Below are 16,766 nucleotides of genomic sequence, written 5' to 3' on the forward strand. Positions count from 1 at the left end.
AGTGTGTCCGGCTCTTGCCATACACTTAGTATGGTGGGCGCGAGTTTCAATTTCCGGACAGGCGTGAGCAACTCTCAGCTATATGAGCCTGTTGTCCACTTCTTTTATCCATCCCTGCGACTCTACGAAGTCGAGGAAAGCGTTCCGTCGAGGGGGTTCAGGGTAGTAGTCCTGTTTATCCTCCTGGGCACCGCTATTGCCATAATTCTGGCCGGACTTGGATAGAGGTGAATCTGGAGTTTTCTCTAACTTGTCAACAACTGTTGCGGTTCTTTCTAGTAGTTTGTCAATTGGCTCTTTGCCGTAGTTCTTTACCGCTAGCTTCAGCAGGTGTCTTTCGGCTGCATAACGTTGTTTGACCTGTGCAAGCCGAGCGTCATCACTGTCCTCTTTCCATCGGGTAGCATGCAGGGCCATGTACTCAGCAACATGTTCATTGATTCTACTAGCTAATCCGTCTGCAGCGGAAATTAGGTATTGGCTACTTGCCCTTGGTTCCTCTTCGCTTATCCAGTCCATGGTGAAAATTACGTCGCAGTCTTCCGCGAGTGCTCGCTCCCTAACTTTTGCTCTTACGCGCTTTAACTTGTCACTGTCATAATCGCTATTGTATCGTCCAGTTGATGTATCCCACGTGCTGCCATACTCTTCATGCATTATGTTCCGAAGTTCGAAGTCACGAATGCCACAAGGGCGACTAGCCAGTGTAAAGACTCGTTCCGAAGCTTTGGCTAGTGGTGTTGGGATTTTCGTTACGGTCCTCTGTTCCTTCTGTGGCTTCACGATATGAGCGATCAGTCGTTTGACTTGGCGTTCGGGTAGTCCAGTCTCCTTCATGATGTTAGCGATTGACATGCCGTCTTTACGAAGTTTGATAGCGGTTGTCTCTGTTGAGGTCTCTGTAGTGCACTTTGATGGGGCAGCGCTAGGCTTCTCTTTGTTCATTAAATTCGTTTCATACGCAAGTCTTCGGTTGTAAATTATCGGGTACACGTAACCCATATCGCAGGCGAGAGGAATGCGCCTTGCTCAGTGGCCTGGCGGCATCAGCAAACAAGTTTATGGTCTGGTTAGACTAAGTGCTGCTGGTCCAGTATCTGTTGCCGGGTATTGTTTCGACAGTTCGTCGCAATGAGCAGAGTGGAGAGCCAGTGCAATGTCACCAGCCTCCTTCAAGGAGTGCTTAGCCAAGATGGGTGCATAGCGTTGCCCGGGGCTACACACCTTCCTGCTTTAGCCTAGCTCACCATGTGGAAATCAAGATGCAGTGGCACGCACCGATTACCGCAGCTATGCGAATCATACTGGACTCCTTATAGACCAAGGCGCCCTTTTTGCTCAACGAATTGATGGATCCAGATGATGCCTTCGCCAGTGAATAGAGGAACGGGTTTGATATATCGTTCCCCAGTTTGACGATCTGTTCCTGTAATCCATTTTACTTTAAGTCGACCCGCATCCAAGTGCTGCTGATATGGCAGGTTTCGCTTGTTTCCGGTGCCCAGCAATACCTTATGCTTGCGTAGGAAGTTGAAAAATCTCATCTTGCCCGTGCCTAAAGTCTTTGCTACCACTGCAGTGTTGAATAACTCACCGGTATCAGCAATATCATCGTAGAAGTTTACCTTTTCGGCGACACCTGAAAGCCTTTCCTCCAAAGTTCTCACTGAGTCAACCAGTGCCAGACGTTTACATTCCAACGTCGCAGCTAATTTCAAAGCTTCTGTAAGCGAAGTTGGGGTGGTATAGACTGGCTTCTTAGTTTGAGCTTCCAGTTCATGCCAACGATCAATAACCTTAGCTTGTACTGAAATGCTATACCAATCAAGTAGGGTGAATACTTCCTCTTTCGGTAAACTGAAAGAAAGATTGTTGTTGTCCTCGATTTCGAATGCTTCCAAATAATCGGAAGCATCAAGACCTTGATCATCTAGCATCTCGCAGATATCCATTAGCACTTCCTCGTGCGGAGTTTCGGTCAATACAGAAAACTCCAAGCTACTCATGGTTAATACGCTGGCCTGTTGATCGAGCGGCGGTATCATCTCCCGCTCTAAAGAAAGTCCCCGGCCGTCAATTCGAATAGCTTTGTTTTTGGGGCGTGTTGTTGCGTGGTTGTAGGTAGTGGATTCAAACATATAGTGTCTCACTTGTATAAAAAGTTATTTTGAAGCATAGATCCCTCATGGCTCCAATTATGAGCATGTGTTATGAGGTGTCGAGGTGTGCGTATTAATTGCATCTTAGTAGGCTGCGTAAGTCATTTGCATAGTGTGCTATTGGGGTTATGGCATCGCTGGATTCTCTTGGTGCGTGGTGCTATTTGCCTTCGTACATGTTTCGGGCGGCGGGATTTGGTGGCTGGATATAATCATTAAGTCATAATTTTTTCTCAAAAAGCATAGTTCTTATTTAAGTGGGTGTGTTTGGGTTTGTGGTAGGTATACGTGACTTTCTTTGTTTGTAGTCTGTGAATGTCATACTTGGTTGCTTCGAAAGAGCGTTGTCACATTTGGCTTTGTATTTCAATGCGGGATGTTGGTTGGGTAAGTTGCTCGTTGAGCCTGCTTAGTCGTCATCAGTTGGTGTGGCGCCATCTTAGCTATTTGTTTTGGGTGGTCAATAATTTACCTCGAAATTTACCGAAAATAAATTTAACCGATACATACCTTGCTTTAGCTTTAAAGTTTATTTAAGTGATGTACCTCGTTATTTGCCAAATGTTCACTATGGCTAGGCATACACGCGTTTCATTGAGATATGTCTATGTGGCGCAGCGAGTTCCACCCATGCTGCTCGTCATGCGGATCCCGTAGTCCTGTGCGTTTGTGCTTGGGTCAGGTCAATGTCAGGTAGGTTAAGTGATCATTATGTGGCCTAGTGCCTTCGCCATCGGTTTTAGCGGGCTGTGACTGCCATAAATGCTGATCGTGGCAGCGCCTTCTTTCGTGCCCAGCATCCGTTTGATTCGCGAGTTCTGCACCCCAGCGTCTCGCAGATCATCGATGAGTTTGTGGCGAAAGCTGTAAATCGCCTTTTTGGGGGCAGTGATGCTCAGTTTCGTTTTGTACCAACCAGGCTCTTCGATGGCGCGTGATCCAGCTTTTCTCGCACGTTCTGCATATCCCACTCGACGATCAACACAAAGCCCGTCAATTTCTACCCTCACCTATGTGATCCTCTTTACCCGCTTGGCAGAAGACCAGCAGCTTTCGCAAGGCTCGGTAGTTTCTGTATTTCCGAAGCCATTCGTGACAGCGGGTTGATGCCATAGCTGTCCCCGATATGTCCCGAAGCATGCCCGGTGATCCAGTCGCTCACTTCCTTGGGGATACCATGTTCTCTGGCTAGGGTTTTGAAGCTGTGTCGGAACGCGTGAAGAGGGTTGCGGCCTGGTTGATACACTCCACAGAGCTGAGTGATCGGACGCCATGATTTGGAGACGATTCCTGCAAAGCCATCGGAGACTTTGACTAGTTGTGGGAAAACCCTCGTTCCAGGCAGGCGTCCTTGTACGAGCGATAACAAGCCCATGGCTATCAAGTCAGGATGGACAGGAATTTCCCTTCGACTGCTATCTGTTTTTACGGATTTGTCGGGGTGGTCGTCAATGATGCGAATGAACCATGAGTTCCCTTCGTGCTGGTGTATGTCTTCAACGTACAGCTGAGCCAGTTCTTCACGTCGGCCACCTGTATACGCGGCTATTAAGGGTATCCAGAACACTGCGTTGCCCGGACGACCTTCGGCAGTTCGAAGCCGCTGAAACTCGGCATGACTGAACATTGTGACCAGTTCGCTCCAGCTGTATCCCCGGTTATCGTCCAAGCGGCGTTTCGGTTTACCTGATCCTAGACGCTTGTGAATTCGTGATGTACTGACGGGATTTGTTTCAATCAAGCCAGAGTCCACCGCAAACGTCAGCACCGATGACAGCCTTGCCAATAGTAGTCGCGTAGATGAGGTTGCCAGCGGCCTAACCTCCGGATCCGAAGGCTGGATCAGGTTGGCAGCGAACTTATGGATATCTGAAGGAAGGATCGCCGCAATGGGCATGTCGCTCACGTCAGTGATGTACCGATTGACAGCACGGCTGTAGTCGACAGCATGACGGCGAGAAACGTACTCCGACCTGCCCGACATGGAGATGGATTGGACGTAGCGAGCAAGCGCTTCTGAAAGCTTTATAGAGGCTTCTATATGTGCTGGCAGATAAGAGGTAGGCAGGGGCTTCGCTAGCACCTTCGACTGATGGTGTTCGATGCAGAGCCCTTGGCGGGCATCATTGAACAAACGCTCGGAATCAGCGTACGCAACGGCAAACGCGGCCTTCGCTTGCTGGTGGTGTCGAGTGTTCAGCGAACGGCGAATCTCGGTCTTGCCGATGATGTGCCTTAGATCATCCGGCACCCTGCGTCGGAGGTAGTAGATGCCCGAGTCGGGGTGCCGGAATGGTTGTGCAATCAGTGCCATGTGTACCAGCCTTGTGTATCAGTTGGCTGGGAAAGGGCACGACTTTCGTGGTTAACGGACGCTCTGAGTGGAGAGTTTTGTGACGACGCGTTAGCGCTGGCTCACAAGGTTCTCGGCGCCACGCTCACGCACCCAGAACAGTGTCGCCCCGGCGACAGCGGCCGGCATCATCAGGATGTTGACCACCGGAATCAGCAGCACCAGATAGACAATCCCGCCAAAGCTCATGCTCTGCCAGCGCTTCTGTCGCAGCCAAGCGAGCATCTCGTTCCAGCCGAGTTTGTGGTTGTCCGCCGGGTAGTCGATGTACTGGATCGCCATCATCCACACCCCGAACAGCAGCCACAGCGGCGCGGCGACGATGTTGACCACCGGAATGAAGGAGAGGATGAACAGGCCGATCGCCCTGGGCAGGAAATAACCGAGTTTGCGCATTTCCCGGGCGAGGGTGCGCGGGACCATGGCGATCAGTTCGCCCCAGCTGAACGCCGGGAAATCATCGGTGCCGCGCACCACCACTTCGACTTTTTCCGCGAGGAAACCGTTGAACGGTGCGGCGATGACGTTGGCGAGCATGGTGAAGGTAAAGAACACCATCAACGCCACCAGCACCACGAACAGGGGCCAGAGGATGTAGCTGAGAAAACTCAGCCACTCGGGCAGAGACGGCATCAGCGTATCGACCCACAGGCTGAACTGGTGGCCGGCCAGATAGATCAATCCGACGAACAGCACCAGATTGATCGCCAGCGGCAACAACACGAACAGGCGCAGGCCTGGACTCAAGACCAGTTTGAGGCCTTCGCGCAGATATTGCGGACCGGACAGAACAGGGGCGGGCATAAGGTGCTCCGAGCAAGGGAAAACGCGCCGACCTTACCGACTTTGCAACCGCTGCGAAAGCGCGGTAGAGCGATCGACATTCACTGTAACAAAGACGTCCATCTCGTCAGTGTGTCGGCATAGAGACCACCTATGAGCTGGATTGTTAAACCGTATTTCCTTAATCTTGCCCCCCTCGATACGCTGCACCCAACTTTTTACAGGACTGTCGAGCTCACGCCTTCCCCAAGGTTATCCACAGTCCTTTTTTATTCCCGCCGGCAGTCCGGCGATCCGTGCCCGTTTTTCGGCCCGGTCAACAGGAGCAGGTCATGTCTGAAGTCCGTCATTCGCGAGTGATTATTCTCGGTTCCGGCCCTGCCGGTTACAGCGCTGCGGTATACGCGGCCCGCGCCAACCTCAAGCCACTGCTGATCACCGGCATGCAGGCTGGCGGTCAACTGACCACCACTACCGAAGTCGACAACTGGCCGGGCGACGTCCACGGCCTGACCGGTCCAGTCCTGATGGAGCGCATGCGCGAGCACGCCGAGCGTTTTGAAACCGAGATCGTTTTCGATCACATCAACGCCGTCGACTTCGCTGCCAAGCCTTACACCCTGACCGGTGACAGCGCGACCTACACCTGCGACGCCCTGATCATCGCCACTGGCGCCAGCGCGCGTTACCTGGGCCTGCCCTCGGAAGAAGCGTTCATGGGCAAAGGCGTTTCCGCCTGCGCGACCTGCGATGGTTTCTTCTACCGCAACAAGCCTGTTGCAGTGGTCGGCGGCGGCAACACCGCCGTTGAAGAAGCACTGTACCTGGCCAACATCGCCAGCACCGTGACCCTGATCCACCGTCGCGAAACCTTCCGCGCCGAGAAGATCCTGATCGACAAGCTCAACGCTCGCGTCGCTGAAGGCAAGATCATCCTCAAGTTGAACGCCACTCTCGACGAAGTCCTGGGCGACAACATGGGCGTGACCGGTGCGCGTCTGAAGAACAACGACGGCAGCTTCGACGAAATCACCGTCGACGGCGTGTTCATCGCCATCGGTCACACCCCGAACACTTCGTTGTTCGAAGGCCAGCTGACCTTGAAAGACGGTTATCTGGTGGTGCAGGGCGGCCGTGACGGCAACGCTACCGCGACCAGCGTCGAAGGCATCTTCGCTGCCGGTGACGTGGCTGACCACGTTTACCGCCAGGCCATCACCTCGGCCGGCGCCGGTTGCATGGCGGCCCTGGATACCGAGCGTTACCTGGACGGTCTGCAGAACGCTTCGTTCTAAGATCGCAGGCACAAAAAAACCGGCTTCGGCCGGTTTTTTTATGAGAATCAAAAGATCGCAGCCTTCGGCAGCTCCTACACTGATCCCATGATGATCGTTCCCACGCTCTGCGTGGGAATGCCTCATCTGGACGCTCTGCGTCCGTTGGGACGCGGAGCGTCCCCAGCTGCATTTCCACGCGGAGCGTGGGAACGATCAGATCAGTGTAGGAGCTGCCGAAGGCTGCGATCTTTTGATCTTGATCAGCGGCGGGTCAGGGGCTGGGCGGTGAATTTCACGCCAGCGAGGCCATGTTTGATCAACGCACGAATATTGCCGTGATCGCTGCCCTCAGGCGTCGCCACCACCGAGCGGTAATGCTCGCCAAACGCCAGCAGCGCTTCTTCATCACTCAGCCCTTCCAGCAGCGCCAGACCCAAAGTCTTGCACGAACCTTCGTTCTGCCCGGCAGCGTTTTCCACGCCACCGTTGTTGAAGGCTTGCGGCTGGTAGTCGTAACCGGCGGCAACAAAAGCCAGGGTGTCGGCGAACACGTGTTCGCCGCTGTTGAGGCTGACGCGCAGGGTGTTGAGGTCACTCATGGGTTTTTCCTTTGGCGAACGCCGCTTGCTGATCGGCGCTGGCTTCTTGCTGATATTGGGCTTTCCACTCGGCGTACGGCATGCCGTAAACCACTTCTCGGGCGTCATCGAGGCTGACGTCGATCTGGCGCTCGTCGGCTTCGGCCTTGTACCACTTCGACAGGCAGTTGCGGCAGAACCCGGCGAGGTTCATCAGGTCGATGTTCTGCACGTCCTTGCGGCTGTCCAGGTGAGCGACCAGCCGGCGGAAGGCGGCGGCTTCGAGTTCGAGGCGTTGTTGATCAGTCATGGGAGTCTCTGCGAGACAGCTTTAAGCGGCAAGCTTCAAGCTGCAAGATTGGATCGGGGTCGGCCGTTAGCTTACCGCCTGAAGCTTGAAGCTTGAAGCTCAGCGGCTTGCCGCGAGCGTAATTGATACCGACTCGGCAAAACGCAGCGCATGCGGCTTGTCGACTTCGACTTCGGCGTACAGCACCGAGCCATTACTCATCACCAGATCGAGCAACTCCTGAGTCAGGCGTTCGAGCAGCGCAAAACGGTTGCCCTCGACGTGGGCGATGATCGCCTTGGTGATCGTGCGGTAGTTCAATGCGTGATCGATGTCGTTGTCCCGCACCGCTTCCTGCGCGGCATACAGGATTGTCACGTTGATCAGCACATCCTGCTTGTTGAGGATCTCGTCCTCGTTGATCCCGATAAAGGTGCGCAAGCGCAGATCCTTGACCCGGATGCGCGCCATTCCCGGCTGAAGTTGTGGCATTTACTTGCTCCGTCCAATCAATTGCAGGAACTCCTGGCGGGTATTGCTCGACTCGCGGAAGGCGCCGAGCATGACCGAGGTGTTCATGGTCGAATTCTGTTTTTCAACACCGCGCATCATCATGCACATGTGTCTGGCCTCGATGACCACGGCAACGCCGGCAGCATCGGTGACCTGTTGCACCGCGTCGGCGATTTGCCGGGTGAGGTTTTCCTGAATCTGCAGACGCCGGGCGAACATGTCCACCAGTCGCGCGATCTTCGACAGACCCAGTACCTTGCCCGTCGGAATATAAGCCACATGGGCCTTGCCGATGAAGGGCAGCAAGTGATGTTCGCACAACGAGTACAGCTCGATGTCAGCGACGATGATCATCTCGTCGCTGTCCGAGGCAAACAGTGCGCCATTGACGATCTCGTCGACGCTCTGTTCATAACCGTGACACAGGTATTGCATGGCTTTGGCCGCGCGCGTCGGGGTGTCGAGCAGTCCTTCTCGATCGGGATCTTCACCGAGGCCGATGAGGATGTCGCGGTAATTCTCGGGCAGTGAGCGGGTCATGGAACATCCTCGCGAGGCGGCTTATTTGACGTGCCGTCCGCCGTTGACGGTCAGGGTCGTCCCGGTGACATAAGGGTTGTCGAGCAGATAGCGCAGGCTTTGGTAGATCACTTCGCTGCCAGGTTCGATGCCCAGCGCGGATTTCGCCAGGGCCTTGGCGCGGTAGGCCGCGTCGTCCTCGGGGTTGAACAATAGCAGGGCCGGGGCAATGCCGTTGACCTTGATGGCTGGCGCATAACGCGCGGCAAAAGACAGGGTCAGGCTGTCGAGCCCGGCCTTGGTGGCGCAATAACCGATGTGTTTGCTGCTGCCCTTGCGGGTGACGTCGTCGCTGATGTGGATGATGTCGGCAGGCGTCGAGCGTTGCAGCAGCTCGCCGCAGTGCAGGTTGAGCAGATAAGGCGCGAGCATGTGGATATTGAACATGCGCGTGAAGGCTTCGGCTTCGCTGTCCGGCGATTCTGCCAACCATTCGGACGCATTGTGGATGATCGCCCGCAGGCTGTCGGTGTGGGTTTTCAGCTCGGTGATGAACGCGAGAATGGCCGCTTCGCTGGAAAAATCAGCGTACAAGCCGAGCGCGCCTTGGTCTCTCAGTGCCTGTACGCCGGGCCGTTCAGTGCGGTAGGTGAAGATGACCCGATGACCATCCTCGAGCAAACGCTGCGCACAATGCAGACCGACTCGCTGGCCGGCGCCGGTGATGAGGATCGGGGCTGCGGAATCAGGCATGAACGGCTCGCATCGCGGTGGGAGCAAAAACTATAACAGCGACGCGCCTGAAAAGATCTCAGCCTGCGGCAGCTCCTGCACCGGCCAGCTCACATCCCTGTAGGAGCTGTCGAGTGCAACGAGGCTGCGATCTTCAATGTTTCTGAGGTACTGCAGACACCGGCAGTCGTACCGGCGTGCTGTTCAGCCAGTTCGCCAGCAAGCGCGTCGACAGTGGAATAAAGAAGTAGACCATCAGCGGTGTCAGGCATGCCGTGCTGATCAATACACGCGGCAACAGGCTCAATTCAGCGAGCAACGGGCCGAGGGCAAAATTGAACAGCAGCGACACCGGAAAGAACGCCAGCCAGATCGCGACCGCCTGTTTCCAGCGTGGAGGACGCTGACCGGCCGCACCGAACCAGCCTTCGATGCCGCTGACACGATGCTCCTTCGGATGCGCAAACAGATCGCTGCCACGCTCCAGCCACGCAGTGCGCGAAGCGGAGTGCTCCCAGGCGTGCAGGGTCTGTTCATCGACAAAGCGGAAAATAATCTGGAATTCGTTATCGCCGGGCGGCGGAGCGAGCACGCCGGAGCCAAGATAACCGGGAAAGTCGGTGGCCAGTTGTTCGCCTTCGCGAAGCCAGGCAATCAGATCCTGATAGCGGCCATCGGCGACGCGACGCGCGACCATCAGCGTGACGGGGGAAGTAGACATTGTGTATCTCCGTATTTCGATTGCGTCGTTCCGGGTAGGAAGTTCGCCTGACGCAGGCCGGGGTAGAGGCCTGCGCTTTTCAACAAGCAAGGATTATTCCTGATTTTAACGATTAAACCAGCGACTTTCGTCGCAGATAGCTACTTGAACGATGAAGGGGCATCAGGGGTAGAATGGGATCCAATTAACCAGCATGGAAGTTGACCGCACAATGCCTGTCATGACGGACGTAAACCCTGTTGAGCAGGCATCTGTGGCCATCGAGCGCGAAGATCTGTTCCCTATCCGCGAAGTCTCGCGGCTGACGGGCGTCAACCCGGTCACCTTGCGCGCATGGGAGCGACGTTACGGATTGATCGAGCCGACACGCACCGAAAGCGGGCATCGGCTGTATTCGATGACCGATATCGAGCGCGTTCGCAGCATTGTCGAATGGATCGACCGTGGCGTAGCGGTCAGCAAGATCGGCAGGATTCTCGCCAAGACCGAGCCCTTGAAAGCGCTGGCGCACATCATTTCCGACGATCTGGTGCAGGCTGACTATCAGCAGTGGCAGCATCAGGTACAGCGCGCGATCAGTTCGTTCGATGATCAGGAAATGGATCGGGTGTATGCGCAGATATTTTCTTCGTATTCGCTCGCTGTGGTGTTTCAGGACATTCTGATGCCGCTCTGGCGGGCATTGTTGCAGCGTCAGGAGGCGTTCGGGCAAACCAGCGAATGGCTGTTTTTCGATGGTTTTCTGCGCGCGCGGGTGTTGCAGCGGATCGTCACATTGCGTGCTGCTCAGCCGCGCAGGATTGTTGTCAGCGCTTTGGCCGGTCAGTGCCGCGAACTGGAATTGCTGGTGGCGGCGTTATTTCTCAGTACCAGCGAATCGGGTGTGCGGGTGCTGACCACTGGGCAGCCGTTCGACGAGCTGACGCTGATTTGCGAGAAGATCAAACCGGAAGCGCTGGTGCTGTTTTCCAATCATGCGCCCAGCGCGGAATTACCGCGACGCTTGCAACGGCTGGCGTTGAGTCTCGATTGTCAGGTGTTGCTGGCGGGAGACGCGGCCGATCTGGCGCAAGACAGTCTGGCGGCCAGTTCAATCGGTTGCATTGGTAACGAAGGTGCAACCATGCGTCAGCGCCTGACGCAATTTCTCGCCGGTAAACTGGATACCTGAGAATCAGGTGTGCAGGGCAGGATGGGTCAAGCGATGCTGTTGCAGGATGAACTGACGCAGACGTTCGGTTTCATCGGCATCGGTCTGGCTCAGCTCGTAGGCGTAGAAACCCTGTTCGGTTTCGCGTTCGAAATTGCCGCGCAATGAAATCCGCTCATACCCCGAAGGGCTGAACCACAAGGCGAAATGCTTGGGTGGTTTGGTCTTGTTGCGCATTTCCAGCAACACGCCTTTATGCGAAACCTCGTGCACCCACATCATGCCTGGCTGGCCTTTGGCATTTTCCAGCGCGACCGGCTCTTCGAGTACCAGTCGCCATGGGCGCACCATCGGGCCGTCTTCGTAAATGCTCGGGACACCGAGGCGCAGGTGCAGCGCATGAAACTCGTCTTCCACCAGGTGCAGCGGAAAGGTCATTTGCTGGTTTTCGAAGTTGGCCTGAATGGTGACTTGTTCATGCGCCGCGAGGCGCGTGAGCAAGTCACGGATCTGCGAACCGCCATTAACCAGCAGACTCGACGTCGCATCCCGCACGTTCAGTTGCGGGTTGTGCTGCATGGTCTGGATGAAATCCAGCTCATCCTGAGTGAGAAGGGCGTCGCGTTGCATGGCTAGCTCGAAAGAAATAGTTACAAAGTCATTGGTGATTGTAGTTAATGACAATTAGTTCGCTGTTTTGTTTTAACCGTTTGTCGCTTTCAATGCTTCCAGCTCTGCCTGCAGCGCCGCAACCTGTGCTTCTAGCTGCACGACACGCTGTTGCGCCTTGACCTGGACAGTCACATCTTTCTGCACGCCGACGAAATAAGTCTGCCCGTCCGCGGCGTTTTTCACCGTCGAAAGCGACAGCTCATTCCAGAACGGCGTTCCGTCCTTGCGATAGTTGCGCAGGATTTCCCGGCACGATCCGTTGTCGCGCAGCACCTCGCGAATCAGCTGCAGGTTCTCTTGATCGCGGTCTCCCGCCTGCAGAAAGCGGCAGTCTTGATAGAGAATCTCTTCACTGGTGTAACCGGTCAGGCGTTCGAAAGCCGGGTTGACGTAGATCAGGATGTTGTCCTGCTCGCCTTCCTTTTCCGCTACCACGATTCCATCGTTCGATGCGTTGATCACCATTTGCAGCAGGTTGGCATTGATCATCTGTGAGTCCGTTCAGAGTGGTCGAAGGCTCGCATTCTAGAAGAACCGTCGTCGCTGTCTACTGGCCATTATCGCCAGTTGAGATCCAATCGCAGCTTTGCGTTGCGGGCTGTTACTATCGCCGCTCTTTTTTTCAGTTTCAGGATCAGATTGATGAAAGTCGCCATCCTCTCCGGTTCGGTCTACGGCACCGCCGAAGAAGTCGCTCGCCACGCCCAGAACCTGCTGAAATCCGCTGGTTTTGAAACCTTCTATAACTCGCGCGCCAGCTTGGCGGACATTCAAGCGTTCGGCCCTGACGCGTTCCTCGCGGTGACTTCGACCACCGGCATGGGCGAGTTGCCGGACAACCTGCAACCGCTGTATTCGGCCATTCGCGATCAATTGCCGGCGGCCTGGCGCGGTTTGCCAGGCGCGGTGATTGCCCTGGGTGATGCCAGTTATGGCGACACGTTCTGCGGTGGCGGCGAGCAGATGCGCGAACTGTTCGGCGAACTGGGCGTGCGGGAAGTGCAGGACATGTTGCGTATCGATGCCAGCGAAAGCGTGACGCCGGAAACCGACGCCGAGCCTTGGCTGGCGCAGTTGATCGACGCGCTCAAGGCTTGATCGCCCGTTCGCGCAGCAGGGCCAGCCACGCCTGGGCGGCTTTCGACAGATAGGCGCCCTGACGCCAGATGAAGGCGATGTCCCAGCGCAGATAGTCCGGCGCGCGCAAGGCCAGGCGGACCACGCCTGGCCGCACCAGTCCGCGCGCGACCACACTCGGCAACAACACCACGCCTTGCCCGGCGGCCACCAGCGCCGCGAGAAAATCCGCCTGCCCGCTGCGTCCGCCTTCTTTCGGCGTAAAGCCCATTTGCTGGCACGCCTGCAGCAAACGATCGTTGAGCACGAAGCTGCGCTGATACAGCAGGAATGGCGTATCGGCCAACTCTTCCAGGCCAATCTCGCCGCGCGCCGCCAACGGATGATCCACCGGCAGCAGAGCGTCGAGTTTCTCGTCGCAAAACGGCTGGAAGTCGAACTGCGGATCCTTCGGCAACAAGCTGCCACCCAACTCCAGTTCACCACTCAATACGGCCTGCTCGATATGGCGACTGCCGCCTTCGAGCAACTGCACGCTGATGTTCGGATAGCGCTGCCGGTATTCGGCAAACAATCCGGCGAACAGGGCATCACTGCCCAATAGCGGCAGACCCAGGCGCAGTTCGCCGCGTGCCAGATGACTGAGGTCATCCAGTTCGACCAGCAACTCATTGCGCAGACGCAACATGCCTTCGGCGCGTTGCAACACCACACTGCCGGCGGCGGTCAGGCGCAGCTGTGAGCCCAAGCGCTCGAGCAGTGGCGTGCCCAGACTCTGTTCCAGTTGCGCGACTTGCTTGCTGACCGCCGACTGGCTGATGTGCAAGGTTTTCGCCGCTTGGGTAAAACCGCCCCGGTGCATGACTTCGACAAAACTGCGCAGCTGTTTGAATTCCATCGCTTGATTCCAATTTGGAATGGCTTTGAGTCTAACAATTCGCTTCAGGGATGACAGTCCGCTTCGTAAAATAAGCCTCTGTCAGGAGCAACCTCATGAACGTCGCCAGCCTCAAGCACCTTTCTCGTTTAACTGTCGAACTCGCCGTACTGCTCGGTTTGTACCTGCTCGGCTGCCAACTTGCCGCCTGGCTGGCATGGCCGATTCCTGGCGGCGTGATCGGCATGGCGTTGCTGTTGCTGGCATTCGCGTTCGGCTGGGTCAAACCGGCAGCGCTGCAATTGGGCGCCGGTCTGCTGATGGCAGAGATGCTGCTGTTCTTTATTCCGGCACTGATGAGCCTGCTCGACTACGGCACGCTGCTGCGCAATGACGGCTGGCGAATTCTGCTGGTGATCGCCGCGAGCACGTTGATGGTGATGCTGGTTACAGCCTTCACCGTGGAGTTCGCTGTGCGCGTGAGGCGATCCCATGAAGCTTGAATGGATGCCGATGTTCTGGCTCGCCTTCACGTTGCTGGCGTATTTATTCAGTCGCTGGATTTACCGCCGCACCGGGCGTTACCTGTTGTCGCCGTTGATTCTGGTGCCGGTGTTGTTGCTGGCGCTTGCCGTGCCGTTGCATACGGCTTATGCGGAATATTCGAGCAACACCCATTGGCTGATGCTGGTGCTCGGCCCGGTCACCGTGGCATTTGCCGTTCCGATCTGGCAGCAACGGCGCCTGTTGGTGCGGCACTGGTCGGCGTTGCTGTTGGGCATGCTTGCCGGCAGTGCCGCGTCGATCGCCACCTCGTTCGGCCTGGCCAAAGCCCTGGCGCTGGACAGTTCGGTAACGCTGTCGCTGGTCCCGCGTTCGATCACTACGCCCTTCGCCATGCCGTTGGCGCAGGACCTCGGCGGCGTGCCGGAATTGACCGCCGTGTTCGTGATGTTCACCGGCGTGTTCGGCGCGATGCTCGGCGGGGTTCTGCTCAAGTGGCTGCCGCTGCGCAGTGCCTTGGCGCGTGGTGCGTTGTTCGGTGTAGGCGCGCACGGTGCCGGGGTCAGTCGCGCGCATGAAGTCGGCGGTGAGGAAGGCTCGGTGGCGGGCCTGGTGATGGTCCTCACCGGGCTGCTCAATCTGTTCGCCGCACCTTTGTTGGCGTCGTTGCTTTGACATGGATCCAAGCCGTTTGCATTGCTGACTCGGTCAGTCATCAAGCTGGCTGCGAATGCAACTACGCGATCCTCTGCGCCTGACTAGACTGCTCACACGTGCAGAACAATAAGAACGCAGAGGTGCATACAGTGAGCGTAGCCCCCGTCCAATCGTCCCTTAATGTCAAAGACCAGGTCAGCGCCGCAGAGTGGCAGGCCCGTGTCGATCTCGCCGCTTGTTATCGTCTGGTCGCCGCCCACGGCTGGGACGATCTGATCTTCACCCATATTTCCGCCAAGGTACCGGGCACCGAAGATTTCCTGATCAACCCGTTTGGTCTGATGTTTCATGAGATCACCGCGTCGAGCCTGGTGAAAGTCGATCAGGCCGGCAACAAACTCATGGACAGCCCCCACGAGATCAATCCCGCCGGCTACACCATCCACAGCGCCGTGCACGAAGTGCGGCATGACGTGGTTTGCGTGCTGCATACGCACACTGCCTCCGGTGTTGCGGTGTCGGCGCAAAAGCAGGGCGTACTGCCGATCAGCCAGCAATCGTTGTTCGTGCTGTCGAGCCTGGCCTATCACGCCTACGAAGGCGTGGCGCTGAACCACGAAGAGAAGGCGCGCTTGCAGGCCGATCTGGGCGAAAACAATTTCCTGATGCTGCACAACCACGGTCTGCTGACCTGTGGCGGCAGCATCGCCGATACCTTTCTGATGATGTTCACCTTCCAGCGCGCCTGCGACATTCAGGTCATGGCGCAAACCGGTGGTGCTGAACTCATCGCCATCGAACCGCAGATTCTCGCAGGCGCCAAAGCGATGATCGCCGGCGTCACCAAAAGTGCTCAAGGCATGGGTGGCGCGCTGGCCTGGCCAGCGTTGCTGCGCAAACTCGATAAACAAGACCCCGGGTATAAACTCTAATGCCTCTCGCCGAGATTCCTCTGTGTGTCTGGCGCAAACGCAGCCAGACGTTTGTCTTTCGTGGCCAGTCAATCCGTTACTGGACAACCGGGCAGGGCGAGCCACTGTTGCTGATCCATGGCTTCCCGACGGCCAGTTGGGATTGGCACTACCTGTGGCAGCCACTGGCGCAGCGTTATCGAGTGATCGCCTGTGACATGCTCGGTTTTGGCGACTCGGCGAAACCGCTCAATCACACCTACAGCCTGCTGGAACAGGCCGATCTGCAACAGGCGTTGCTCGCGCATTTGCAGGTCGAGCAACCGGTGCATCTGTTGGCACACGATTACGGCGACAGCGTCGCGCAGGAATTGCTCGCCCGGCATTATGAAGACCGCATCGAAGTGGCCAGTTGCGTATTCCTCAACGGCGGCCTGTTCCCGGAAACCCATCGCCCGGTGCTGATGCAAAAACTGTTGTTGAGCCCGTTGGGCTGGATGATCGGCCGTGCGTTTACCCGTGACGCTCTGGTGAAAAGCTTCCGCCAGATCTTCGGCCCGCACACCCGGCCGAGCGAAAGCGAACTGGATGATTTCTGGAGTCTGGTCGACAGCAATCACGGCCCGCGCGTGATGCACAAACTGATCAGCTACATTCCGGAGCGTCGAGTGCAGCGTGATCGTTGGGTTGCGGCGATGCAGCGCGGTGAAATTCCTCTGCGGGTGATCGATGGCGAAGTCGATCCGATCTCTGGTGCGCACATGGTGCAGCGTTATTGCGAGTTGATTCCTGATGCCGACGCTGTGCTGCTGCCGGGCATTGGTCACTACCCGCAAACTGAGGCGCCGGTGCAGGTGCTTAAGCACTACCTGGAGTTTCGTGAACGCTTTGTCTTGCCACCGCGCAGAGTGGCCTGCTCCTGAAGATCAAAAGATCGCAGCCTGCGGCAGCTCCTACATTGGATTTGTGTAGGAGCTGCCGCAGGCTGCGATCT

At 56.5% G+C, this 16,766-nt stretch carries 21 protein-coding genes; 7 read left to right on the forward strand and 14 right to left on the reverse strand.

The window, feature by feature from the left end; all coding sequences use genetic code 11:
* Nucleotides 1–78: 78 nt before the first annotated feature.
* The 5 genes from ACIPZE_RS14810 to cysZ form a co-directional block, all read right to left on the reverse strand.
* Nucleotides 79–945 (reverse strand): hypothetical protein, encoded by an 867-nt coding sequence (locus ACIPZE_RS14810; RefSeq protein ID WP_400773537.1) that lies wholly within the window; start codon nucleotides 943–945, stop codon nucleotides 79–81.
* Nucleotides 946–1,313: 368 nt separating this feature from the next.
* Nucleotides 1,314–2,138: a phage antirepressor KilAC domain-containing protein gene (locus ACIPZE_RS14815; protein WP_400773540.1), complete on the reverse strand. Its 825-nt coding sequence runs from the start codon at nucleotides 2,136–2,138 to the stop codon at nucleotides 1,314–1,316.
* A 719-nt stretch (nucleotides 2,139–2,857) separates the two neighbouring features.
* Nucleotides 2,858–3,169: a hypothetical protein gene (locus tag ACIPZE_RS14820; RefSeq protein ID WP_400773541.1), complete on the reverse strand. Its 312-nt coding sequence runs from the start codon at nucleotides 3,167–3,169 to the stop codon at nucleotides 2,858–2,860.
* Between the two features lie 14 nt (nucleotides 3,170–3,183).
* Complete coding sequence (locus ACIPZE_RS14825; RefSeq protein ID WP_400773544.1) at nucleotides 3,184–4,473, reverse strand: DUF6538 domain-containing protein; 1,290 nt, start codon at nucleotides 4,471–4,473, stop codon at nucleotides 3,184–3,186.
* A gap of 90 nt (nucleotides 4,474–4,563) precedes the next feature.
* The gene (cysZ, locus tag ACIPZE_RS14830) at nucleotides 4,564–5,316 is read right to left on the reverse strand and encodes a sulfate transporter CysZ (protein ID WP_283437661.1); all 753 of its coding nucleotides are present in this window, start codon (nucleotides 5,314–5,316) and stop codon (nucleotides 4,564–4,566) included.
* A gap of 311 nt (nucleotides 5,317–5,627) precedes the next feature.
* Between cysZ and trxB the strand changes: the two genes are divergently transcribed.
* On the forward strand, nucleotides 5,628–6,590 hold the full coding sequence (trxB, locus tag ACIPZE_RS14835) for a thioredoxin-disulfide reductase (RefSeq protein ID WP_129389238.1): 963 nt from the start codon (nucleotides 5,628–5,630) through the stop codon (nucleotides 6,588–6,590).
* Between the two features lie 242 nt (nucleotides 6,591–6,832).
* Here the strand turns inward: trxB and ACIPZE_RS14840 are convergent, their stop codons facing one another.
* From ACIPZE_RS14840 to ACIPZE_RS14865, 6 genes are all read right to left on the reverse strand, one after another.
* The gene (locus ACIPZE_RS14840) at nucleotides 6,833–7,171 is read right to left on the reverse strand and encodes a HopJ type III effector protein (protein ID WP_400773548.1); all 339 of its coding nucleotides are present in this window, start codon (nucleotides 7,169–7,171) and stop codon (nucleotides 6,833–6,835) included.
* Nucleotides 7,164–7,460, reverse strand: a complete 297-nt coding sequence (locus ACIPZE_RS14845) for a DUF1244 domain-containing protein (RefSeq protein WP_129389244.1) — start codon at nucleotides 7,458–7,460, stop codon at nucleotides 7,164–7,166. Before ACIPZE_RS14845 ends, ACIPZE_RS14840 begins: the two co-directional genes overlap by 8 nt.
* 99 nt (nucleotides 7,461–7,559) lie before the next feature.
* On the reverse strand, nucleotides 7,560–7,931 hold the full coding sequence (gene folX, locus ACIPZE_RS14850; RefSeq protein ID WP_053117178.1) for a dihydroneopterin triphosphate 2'-epimerase: 372 nt from the start codon (nucleotides 7,929–7,931) through the stop codon (nucleotides 7,560–7,562).
* Entirely contained in the window at nucleotides 7,932–8,492 is a 561-nt protein-coding gene (gene folE / locus ACIPZE_RS14855; protein ID WP_129389247.1) for a GTP cyclohydrolase I FolE, read from the reverse strand.
* Between the two features lie 21 nt (nucleotides 8,493–8,513).
* Nucleotides 8,514–9,224: a dihydromonapterin reductase gene (folM, locus tag ACIPZE_RS14860; protein WP_400773551.1), complete on the reverse strand. Its 711-nt coding sequence runs from the start codon at nucleotides 9,222–9,224 to the stop codon at nucleotides 8,514–8,516.
* A gap of 133 nt (nucleotides 9,225–9,357) precedes the next feature.
* The gene (locus ACIPZE_RS14865; RefSeq protein WP_400773553.1) at nucleotides 9,358–9,924 is read right to left on the reverse strand and encodes an antibiotic biosynthesis monooxygenase; all 567 of its coding nucleotides are present in this window, start codon (nucleotides 9,922–9,924) and stop codon (nucleotides 9,358–9,360) included.
* 211 nt (nucleotides 9,925–10,135) lie between these two features.
* Here ACIPZE_RS14865 and ACIPZE_RS14870 point away from each other — a divergent pair, with 211 nt between their 5' ends.
* A complete protein-coding gene (locus ACIPZE_RS14870; RefSeq protein ID WP_400773556.1) occupies nucleotides 10,136–11,095 on the forward strand; it encodes a MerR family transcriptional regulator in 960 nt (319 codons plus the stop codon).
* Between the two features lie 3 nt (nucleotides 11,096–11,098).
* Here ACIPZE_RS14870 and ACIPZE_RS14875 read toward each other — a convergent pair whose 3' ends face one another.
* Nucleotides 11,099–11,704, reverse strand: coding sequence for a hypothetical protein (locus ACIPZE_RS14875; RefSeq protein ID WP_129389259.1), 606 nt, complete (start codon nucleotides 11,702–11,704; stop codon nucleotides 11,099–11,101).
* A 72-nt stretch (nucleotides 11,705–11,776) separates the two neighbouring features.
* Complete coding sequence (locus ACIPZE_RS14880) at nucleotides 11,777–12,235, reverse strand: PAS domain-containing protein (RefSeq protein ID WP_400773557.1); 459 nt, start codon at nucleotides 12,233–12,235, stop codon at nucleotides 11,777–11,779.
* 153 nt (nucleotides 12,236–12,388) lie between these two features.
* Between ACIPZE_RS14880 and ACIPZE_RS14885 the strand changes: the two genes are divergently transcribed.
* Nucleotides 12,389–12,844: a flavodoxin gene (locus ACIPZE_RS14885; RefSeq protein ID WP_400773558.1), complete on the forward strand. Its 456-nt coding sequence runs from the start codon at nucleotides 12,389–12,391 to the stop codon at nucleotides 12,842–12,844.
* On the opposite strand, the gene ACIPZE_RS14890 is transcribed toward ACIPZE_RS14885, so the two are convergent.
* Nucleotides 12,834–13,721 carry a LysR family transcriptional regulator gene (locus ACIPZE_RS14890; protein ID WP_400773559.1) on the reverse strand — a complete coding sequence of 296 codons (888 nt, stop codon included), beginning with the start codon at nucleotides 13,719–13,721 and terminating at the stop codon, nucleotides 12,834–12,836. The two genes, ACIPZE_RS14885 and ACIPZE_RS14890, sit on opposite strands and share 11 nt — an antisense overlap.
* Before the next feature lie 95 nt (nucleotides 13,722–13,816).
* Between ACIPZE_RS14890 and ACIPZE_RS14895 the strand changes: the two genes are divergently transcribed.
* The 4 genes from ACIPZE_RS14895 to ACIPZE_RS14910 all read left to right on the forward strand — a co-directional run bounded on the left by ACIPZE_RS14895 (nucleotide 13,817) and on the right by ACIPZE_RS14910 (nucleotide 16,695).
* Complete coding sequence (locus ACIPZE_RS14895) at nucleotides 13,817–14,203, forward strand: CidA/LrgA family protein (RefSeq protein ID WP_400773562.1); 387 nt, start codon at nucleotides 13,817–13,819, stop codon at nucleotides 14,201–14,203.
* Complete coding sequence (locus ACIPZE_RS14900; RefSeq protein WP_400773564.1) at nucleotides 14,193–14,879, forward strand: LrgB family protein; 687 nt, start codon at nucleotides 14,193–14,195, stop codon at nucleotides 14,877–14,879. The genes ACIPZE_RS14895 and ACIPZE_RS14900 overlap by 11 nt, the downstream gene beginning before the upstream one ends.
* Nucleotides 14,880–15,010: 131 nt before the next feature.
* Nucleotides 15,011–15,793 carry a class II aldolase/adducin family protein gene (locus tag ACIPZE_RS14905; protein ID WP_283437651.1) on the forward strand — a complete coding sequence of 261 codons (783 nt, stop codon included), beginning with the start codon at nucleotides 15,011–15,013 and terminating at the stop codon, nucleotides 15,791–15,793.
* Entirely contained in the window at nucleotides 15,793–16,695 is a 903-nt protein-coding gene (locus ACIPZE_RS14910) for an alpha/beta fold hydrolase (protein WP_400773567.1), read from the forward strand. Before ACIPZE_RS14905 ends, ACIPZE_RS14910 begins: the two co-directional genes overlap by 1 nt.
* Nucleotides 16,696–16,766: the final 71 nt, after the last annotated feature.

The organism is Pseudomonas sp. NPDC089741 (genome assembly GCF_044748825.1).
Taxonomy (GTDB): domain Bacteria; phylum Pseudomonadota; class Gammaproteobacteria; order Pseudomonadales; family Pseudomonadaceae; genus Aquipseudomonas; species Aquipseudomonas helmanticensis.